6 protein-coding genes are annotated in these 8402 nt (G+C 62.7%); 4 read left to right on the top strand and 2 right to left on the bottom strand.

All coding sequences use genetic code 11. From position 1 onward, the window contains the following. From L9Z73_RS20360 to L9Z73_RS20350, 3 genes are all read left to right on the top strand, one after another. Positions 1-1324, top strand: a 1324-nt coding sequence (locus L9Z73_RS20360) for an amidohydrolase family protein (protein ID WP_247404646.1), incomplete at its 5' end; no start/stop codon positions are given. Positions 1325-1360: 36 nt separating this feature from the next. Beyond that, the gene (gene ycaC / locus L9Z73_RS20355) at positions 1361-1978 is read left to right on the top strand and encodes an isochorismate family cysteine hydrolase YcaC (protein WP_159935861.1); all 618 of its coding nucleotides are present in this window, start codon (positions 1361-1363) and stop codon (positions 1976-1978) included. Between the two features lie 431 nt (positions 1979-2409). Then, positions 2410-3297, top strand: a complete 888-nt coding sequence (locus L9Z73_RS20350; protein ID WP_247404644.1) for a LysR family transcriptional regulator — start codon at positions 2410-2412, stop codon at positions 3295-3297. Here the strand turns inward: L9Z73_RS20350 and L9Z73_RS20345 are convergent. Together L9Z73_RS20345 and L9Z73_RS20340 are read right to left on the bottom strand one after the other, a co-directional pair. Then, a complete protein-coding gene (locus tag L9Z73_RS20345) occupies positions 3284-4321 on the bottom strand; it encodes an AraC family transcriptional regulator (protein ID WP_247404643.1) in 1038 nt (345 codons plus the stop codon). The two genes, L9Z73_RS20350 and L9Z73_RS20345, sit on opposite strands and share 14 nt — an antisense overlap. A gap of 1 nt (position 4322) precedes the next feature. Beyond that, positions 4323-5237: a GGDEF domain-containing protein gene (locus tag L9Z73_RS20340; RefSeq protein ID WP_247404641.1), complete on the bottom strand. Its 915-nt coding sequence runs from the start codon at positions 5235-5237 to the stop codon at positions 4323-4325. 379 nt (positions 5238-5616) lie between these two features. Between L9Z73_RS20340 and L9Z73_RS20335 the strand changes: the two genes are divergently transcribed. Continuing rightward, positions 5617-8130 carry a TonB-dependent receptor gene (locus L9Z73_RS20335; protein WP_247404639.1) on the top strand — a complete coding sequence of 838 codons (2514 nt, stop codon included), beginning with the start codon at positions 5617-5619 and terminating at the stop codon, positions 8128-8130. Positions 8131-8402 lie beyond the last annotated feature (272 nt).

Genomic DNA, 8402 nt, shown 5'->3' with positions numbered 1-8402 from the left:
GATCGTGCGCGACAGCCACGGCAACCCCACCGGCATGCTGGTAGCGCGGCCCAACGCAATGATTCTCTACTCGACCCTGGCCAAGGGCCCGAAACTGCCGCTGGAATACCAGGTCAACTCGACCCGTCAGTTCATGCGCGAACTCAATCGCCTCGGCCTCACCAGCGCGATCGACGCCGGCGGCGGTTTCCAGAACTACCCCGATGACTACGCGGTGATCGAGCAACTGGCCAAGGACGAACAGCTGACGGTGCGTATCGCCTACAACCTGTTCACCCAGAAGCCCAAGGAAGAACTCAGCGACTTCAAACACTGGACCGGCAGCGTCACCCTGCACCAGGGCGACGACTACCTGCGCCACAACGGCGCCGGCGAGATGCTGGTGTTCTCGGCGGCGGATTTCGAAGACTTCCTCGAACCGCGCCCGGACCTGCCGCTGAGCATGGAGCAGGAGTTGGAGCCGGTGGTGCGCCACCTGGTCGAGCAGCGCTGGCCGTTCCGCCTGCACGCCACCTATAACGAATCGATCTCACGCATGCTCGACGTGTTCGAGAAGGTCAACCGCGATATCCCGTTCAATGGCTTGCCGTGGTTTTTCGACCACGCCGAGACCATCACCCCACACAACATCGAGCGCGTGCGCGCCCTCGGCGGCGGGATTGCGATCCAGGACCGCATGGCGTTCCAGGGTGAGTACTTTGTCGAGCGCTACGGCGCCAAGGCCGCCGAAGCCACGCCGCCGATCAAGCGCATGCTCGCCGAAGGCGTGCCGGTCGGCGCGGGCACCGACGCCACACGGGTATCGAGCTACAACCCATGGACCTCGCTGTACTGGATGGTCAGCGGCCGCACCGTGGGCGGCCTGGAGTTGCACGCCGAAGGCCTGCCGCGCCTGACCGCGCTGGAACTGTTCACCCATGGCAGCGCCTGGTTCTCGTCCGAACAGGGCAAGAAGGGCCAGATCAAGGTCGGCCAGTTGGCGGATGTCGCCGCGCTGTCGGCGGATTTTTTCAGTGTCGATGAAGAGGCCATCAAGTGGATCGAATCGGTGCTGACCGTGGTCGGCGGCAAGGTGGTGTACGGCGCCGGCGACTTCGAAGATTACGCACCGCCGCGCGTGCCGGTGCTGCCGGACTGGTCGCCGGTGGTCAAGGTGCCGGGGCACTGGCGTCCGACTTCGGCGTTGCAAGCCCAGGTTCACCAGTGCAGCGGCCCGTGCGGCGTGCATTCCCATCGCCATGAAAAAGCACGCCTTTGCAGCGTGCCGGTCAGCGACTTCCAGGGTTTCTGGGGCGCGTTTGGCTGCTCGTGTTTTGCCTTTTAATCAACTCACCTCTTTTCACAAACAGGAGCTACTCCCATGACTTACAAACGCCTGAATAAAGATGACGCTGTCGTGCTGTTGGTGGATCACCAGACCGGCCTGATCTCCCTGGTGCAGGATTTTTCCCCCAACGAATTCAAAAACAACGTGCTGGCCCTGGCCGACGTGGCGAAGTTCTTCAACCTGCCGACCATCCTCACCACCAGCTTTGAAAGCGGCCCCAACGGTCCGCTGGTGCCCGAGCTCAAAGAACTGTTCCCGGACGCGCCGTACATCCCGCGCCCTGGCCAGATCAACGCCTGGGACAACGAAGACTTCGTCAAAGCGGTGAAGGCCACCGGCCGCAAGCAGATCATCATTGCCGGTGTGGTGACGGATGTGTGCGTAGCGTTCCCGACCCTGTGCGCACTCGACGAAGGCTTTGAGGTGTTTGTGGTCACCGATGCTTCCGGCACCTTCAACGAAACCGTGCAACAGGCTGCCTGGGCCCGTATGACCGCTGCCGGCGCGCAACTGGTGAACTGGTTCTCCGTCGCCTGCGAGCTGCAAGTTGACTGGCGCAACGACATGGAAGGCCTGGCCAACCTGCTGTCGCCGCGCATTCCCAACTACCGCAACCTGATGAACAGCTACTCGGCGTTCACTGCCAAGTAACCCGACGTGTAGAACACCGCTGAACCCTGTGGGAGGGGGCTTGCCCCCGATAGCGGTGTGTCAGTCATGCATGCATTGGCTGACACCCTGCTATCGGGGGCAAGCCCCCTCCCACATTTGATCGTGTTCACACGTTGGGTTTGTGGTCACCGATGCTTCCGGCACTTTCAACGAAACTGTGCAACAGGCTGCGCGCAGTCCCAACTAGCTACTCGGCGTTCACCGCCAAGTAACCCGATCTCGGGAATCTCAGTAATCCCCTGTGGGAGGGGGCTTGCCCCCGATGGCGGTGTGTCAGTCATGCATGCATTGGCTGACACCCTGCTATCGGGGGCAAGCCCCCTCCCACATTTGATTGTGTTCACACATTGGGTTTGTGGTGTGGTCACTGACAGGCTATAAGTCAGCAAAATGTCCACCGAGAAGCGACAATGAACCCCTTCGAAGACATGCGCCTGTTTTGCCAGGTCATGGAATCCGGCAGCTTCACCGCCGCCGCCGAACAACTGGGGCTGTCCAAGCAATTCGTCAGCCGTCGTCTGATCCAGCTCGAAGACCGCCTCGGCGTGCGCTTGCTCAACCGCTCCACCCGCCGCCTGGATGTCACGCCCCTGGGGCAGAGTTACTACGAATCGGCCTTGCGCCTGCTCGGTGAAGTCGAGCAAGTGGAGCAGGGCATCGCCGGCCAGAACAGCGAACCACGCGGCACGATTCGCCTGAGTGCGCCGTTGTCGTTTGCCATGGCCCACCTGGGCTGCCTGCTGCCGGCGTTTTTGCAGCGCTATCCGCAGGTATCGGTGGAAGTCGACCTGAGCGACCGCCCCGTGGACTTGATCGGCGAAGGCTACGACCTGGTGTTGCGCATTGGCATTCTCGAAGACTCCACCCTGATCGCCCGACGTATCGCCAGCGTGCAGCGTGTGTATTGCGCCAGCCCCGAGTACCTCGCGTTGCACGGTACGCCGCAGAAACCTGACGACCTCGCCGACCACGATTGCCTGCCCTACGGCCACGGCCGCCAAGTGCAATGGCGGTTCCAGAACAAGGGCAAGCTGCAGTCGCTGAACGTCAGCGGGCGCATGCGCGTGAACAACGGCGAGCTGTTGCGCGATACCGCTATCGCCGGCCTGGGCATCACCTACCTGCCAACCTTTATCATCGCCGATGCCTTGAAGGACGGGCGCCTGGTGACGCTGCTGGAAGACTTCGCCCCCGACGCCCTGACCCTGTCGGCGGTGTACCCGCAGCACCGGCAGAGTTCGCGGCCGGTGCAGGCGCTGGTGGACTTCCTGCGCGAGCGCCTGGCTAGCGGCTGCTGAATAGCTGACGGATCAGGTTCGGCGTGGTACCCGTCCAGCGTTTGAACGAGCGCCGGAAGTTCGCCGCATCGTTGAAGTTCAGGTACGCGGCCACTTCATCGTTGCTGAACCCCTTGACCTGATACAGGTGCAACGCGACGTGCTTGCGCACCCGATCCACCTGCTGTTGAAAGCCGGTGTCGTGCTTGTGCAGTTTGCGCTTGAGGGTCGCCGGGCTCATGGCGAACGCCTGGGCCGCCTGTTCCAGGCTGGGCGGCTGACGCACCTGTTCGCGCAGGTAGTCGTAGAGGCAATCGAGAAAACTGTCGGCAAAGCCGAGCGTTTCGACCTGCTCGCGGGCCTGCTGCCGCGTGACTTGGCCGGCAGTGGCCGACGCGCCGGGCCAGGCCATGACCAGGTATTCGCGGGGGATGCACATCATGTCCAGCGGGCGGGCGAAGCGCGTGTGTTCCCCCAGGTGTACCCAATATTGTTCGACGTAGTGCGGTTCGCCATGGCTGAAGCTGCATTGCCACGGCAGGCGCTGGCCGCTGAGCCATTGGCTCATCGCGACCAGCGACGTCATGCTGGCTTCCAGCAGAAACCGCCAGTGTTCGCCGGCGCCGCAACTGTCACGCCAGTACAGGTAGGCGTGGTGCTCATCGAGCTCCACTTGCAGCGTGACCAACGGGCTGAGCAACACCTGTTGCTGGATCAGGATCTCCAGCGCCTGATCGAGGTTTTGCGCGTGGCCCAGGGCATGGCTGGCGGCGCCGTAATAGCCGGGCAGCAGGCGTTGGCCAAACAGAAAGCTGCTCTCATCGGCATCGAGCAGGCGCCGGCTGTTGCCGATCAATGCGAGAAACTGCTGTGGGCTCAGTTGCGCTTTACCGGCGAGGATGTCCTCGTGGAACAGCCCGGTGCCGCGCAGCAGCCGATGGCTGTCGATGTCGCGGGACAACGCCAGGTCGATCAGCGTGGCAGGTTGGTAATGCCCAGGGATGAAGCGGCTGTCGGCTTCATACCAACGGGTTTTCACGGCCATCTCAGGCGCTTTTCGCAAGCGGTTGTTTGGCCCGGGCGAGCGCCAGGTTCAGGCGCTTGAGCAGGTCCTGCGGCGGTTCTTCCAAGGCCATTACCACGGCCAGGGTCGCCGCCAGTTGCAGGCGCTCGCCGTGTTGCCGCGTCTTGTGCGCCAGGCTGCGCACCGCTTGCTCCAGCTCCAGCGCCAGCCCCTGGGCCTGGCGCTCGCCGGTGTTGGGCAACACCACCACAAAGCGGTCGCCGGCCAGGCGGCAAAGTAAATCCTGACGGCGCAGGTTGAGCAGCAGCACATGGCTGAGGGCTTGCAACACCGCATCGCCCTCGGCGTGGCCGTAGGCCTGGTTGATGGCGGTGAAGTTGTCCAGGTCCAGGGCCAGCAGCGACAGCGGTTGTTGCTGGTCTCGGCTGTCTTGCAGGCTGTGGGCCAGTTGGCGCTTGAGGTAATCGGCGCCACCCAGGGGCGTGAGTTTGTCGAACAGCCGATGCTCGCGAAACAGCCGCTCGCGTTTTTCCATTTGCGCGCTGATCGCCAGTTGTTCGCGGTGCCAGTGGTAGATGCCGAGGGTCAGCAGGATCATGCCCACCGGCATCGGCCCGGACTCCAGCCAGTGATCCCAGGTGATGCTGGCGGGCAGGCGAATGAATTCGTCGAGGCTGTCGATCCACCAGGAGAAAAAGATGCACGACAGGCCCAGTGCCAGGTAATTGGTGACGCGCCCGGCGGGGCGGCTTTTCAGCACCAGGCCCAGCCATACCAGGGCGAGCAGGGCGGAGCCGCCTTCGCCGATGATATCCAGCCATACCCACTCGTTGATGCTTTTCAGCTCGCCGCAGGCCAGGAACAGCAGCAGGCCGAGGTTGGCGGCGATCAGCAGCAGGGCGAGTTTCCAGCGGTGGGGTTTGAGCACGGAAAACATGGCCGCGAGTCCTTGGGCAAATGAGCGATGGGCGCCAGCACAGCAGATGGATGTGACGGTTGGATGACGAGGAGGGAGGGTCGAATCAGCTCACCCCACACGCGATAAAAATCAACGGCGGGAGGGGGTTTGTCCCCGATTGCGGTGTGCCAGATGGCCTATCTATAGACTGACCCACCGCCATTGGGGGCAAGCCCCCTCCCACCGTTGATCTCCATAGGTCATTTCAGCTCATTCCACGTTGAGAACCAGGCAAAACTCACGATTTACGGGCGCCACGGTCGATCCCTGTCACAGAACCGTCATCCCTCATACCTAGCTTGCCCTCCCAGTTGCCGGGCCCCCTGCCTGGCGCCAACGGACTCTTGGGGAGGATTTCATGTACAAGCGCACCGGGCTCGTCAGCTTTACGCTTACCGCCTTGGCCCTGGCGATGGCCAGCGAGCGGCTCCAGGCGGCCGATGCCACCAACACCGAGCACGTCGACGTGGTCGGCCAGGCTGCCGCCATCGACCAGGCGCTCAAGGAGCAGCGGTCTTCCGACAGCATCAAGAGTGTGGTGCATGCCGATGGTGTGGCCCAGTTGCCGGATGAAAACGTCGCCGAAGCCGTGCAGCGCCTGCCCGGTGTCAGCGTCGAACGCGACCAGGGCGAAGGGCGTTTTGTCAGCGTGCGTGGCCTGGGGCCGGACCTCAACAGCGTGACCATCAACGGCACCCTGGTGCCGTCGCCCGAAAGCGAACGTCGCGCTGTGGCTCTCGATGTGTTGCCCTCCGAGCTGGTGCAGTCGCTGTCGGTGATCAAGACCCTGACCCCGGACATGGACGCCAACTCCCTCGGCGGCACCGTCGATGTGAAGAGCTTGTCGGCGTTCGACCACAAAGGCCTGTTCTACACCGGCAGCACTGAGGCCAGCTACGACAAGAACACGCGCCAGACCAGCCCGAAATTCTCCGGCGCGGCCAGCAATCGCTTCAGCCTTGGCGATGGCATCGACAACTTTGGCGTCGCCGCAGCCCTGAGCTGGCAGAAGCGCGACTTCGGCTCGGACAACGTCGAAACCGGCGGCGCCTGGGACTTCAGCCAGGGGGCCAAGCTCAGCGAGTTCGAGCAGCGCGACTACGACATCAGCCGCGAGCGCGCCGGTGGTGGCCTGAACTTCGACTACAAGCCCGATGACCTCAGCAGCTACTACCTGCGCACCCTCTACAGCCGCTACACAGACACCGAGACCCGCAACGCCGCCAGCCTCGAATTTGCCGACCCCCAGGCGCCTGGCGAGCTGGGCGTGGCGGAGGGCAAGCGCAAGCTGAAGAACCGCGAGGAGACCCAGGAAATCCAGTCCTACGTGTTCGGCGGCGAACGCATATTTGGCCTGTGGACCCTCAGCAGCCAGGTCGGTTACAGCCAATCCAGCGAAGACAGCCCGGCGCACATCGCCGGCGCCACCTTCGATGGCGGCGACTTTGCCGACAGCGGCTTCTACGACAAAGACAAACCACGCCCGATCGTCGGCGCCGGCTTCTACGACGCGAGCAACTTCACCCTGGACAAGGTCGACTGGGAAAAACAGAACACCAAAGATACCGAGAAGAACCTGCGCCTGGACCTGGCCCGCGACTACGACCTGAGCGGCTACGCGTCCCAGGTCAAGTTCGGCGGCAAGGTCAGCCGGCGCCACAAGGACAACGATCTGGAAGCCTGGGTTTATAAGAACTTCGACACCCTGGGCTTTACCGACGAACAGCTCAACCTCACCCAGTTCCAGACGGGCAACGTCGACTACCGCCTCGGCAATTACGGCCCGGGTATCAGCGCGGGCAGCATCAAGCAACTGATCGGCAGCCTTAACCGCGATGACTTCTATGACGAGACCGAATCGCGGGTCAACGACTTCACCATCCGCGAAGACATCAACGCCGGCTACCTGATGAACACCGTCGACATCGACGACTGGCGTTTCATCGCGGGCATGCGCTACGAAGGCACCGAGTTCGAAGCCAAGGGCACCGGCGCCACCGACGGCCAGTTCAGCGCCACCGAGACCAAACGGCGCTATCACCATTGGTTGCCGGGCCTGCATGCGCGTTACCAGATCAATAAGAACACCCAGGTGCGCGCGGCCTGGACCAAATCCGTGGTGCGCCCGACCTTTGGCCAGTTGGCGCCGGGTTTTGTGATCGACGATGACGAAGCCACCTTCGGCAACCCGGACCTCAAGCCCCTGGAGTCGAGCAACCTGGACCTGGGTATTGAGCACTTCATGGGCCGTGCGGGCACCGTGTCGGCGTTCGTGTTCTACAAAGACATCAAGAACTTTGTCTACAACACCGACGTGGCCGGCACCGGCGCCTGGACCAACTTCGCCGAGGCCCACACCTACGCCAACGGCGACAGCGCCAAGCTCTACGGCCTGGAACTGGCCTACTCACAGAAGTTTGACTGGCTGCCCGCGCCGTGGAACGGCCTGTTGGTTGGTGCCAACACCACGTTCAGCCGTTCCAGCGCCGATATCGAAGGCTTCGACGCCGCCAGTGGCGGCAACCGCAAACGCAACATCAGCCTGCCCAACCAGTCGGACACCGTCGGCAACCTGATGCTCGGCTGGGAGGACGACAAGCTCAGCCTGCGCCTGTCGGCCAACTACAAATCGGACTACCTGTATGAACTGGCGTCGATCAACGACAAGGCCCACGACCTGCACGTCGACGCACAGACCTTTGTCGACTTCAGCGCGCGTTACTCGCTGACCAAGAACCTGCAGGTCAGCTTCGAGGCGCAGAACCTGACCGACGAGGCGTACTTCGTCTACACCGGCAACCGCAGCTACAACGGCCAGTACGAAGAGTACGGCCCGACCTACAAGGTCGGCCTGACCTTCACCCATTTTTAACCAACACCTCGACCCGAATGTGGGAGGGGGCTTGCCCCCGATAGCGGTGTGTCAGTCGCCGGATTTATTAGCCGAACCACTGCCATCGGGAGCAAGCCCCCTCCCACATGGGTTCTTCATCGTTTTCGAAGGATTTGCCTGTTCATGAGATTTTCCAAGCTATACCTGCTGATGGCCCTGGCCACCTGCGGCCATGCGTTGGCCGCCGACCTGCCCCTGACTCGTTGGGCACCGAGCCTGAACGCCGAGGCGCTGGCCTTCCTGCCCAACGG

Origin of the sequence: Pseudomonas emilianonis, assembly GCF_023072625.1 — a bacterium.
GTDB classification, from domain to species: Bacteria; Pseudomonadota; Gammaproteobacteria; order Pseudomonadales; family Pseudomonadaceae; genus Aquipseudomonas; species Aquipseudomonas paraveronii.
The sequence above is the reverse complement of the archived record's forward strand: the minus strand, read 5'-3'. Positions and strand labels throughout refer to the sequence as shown.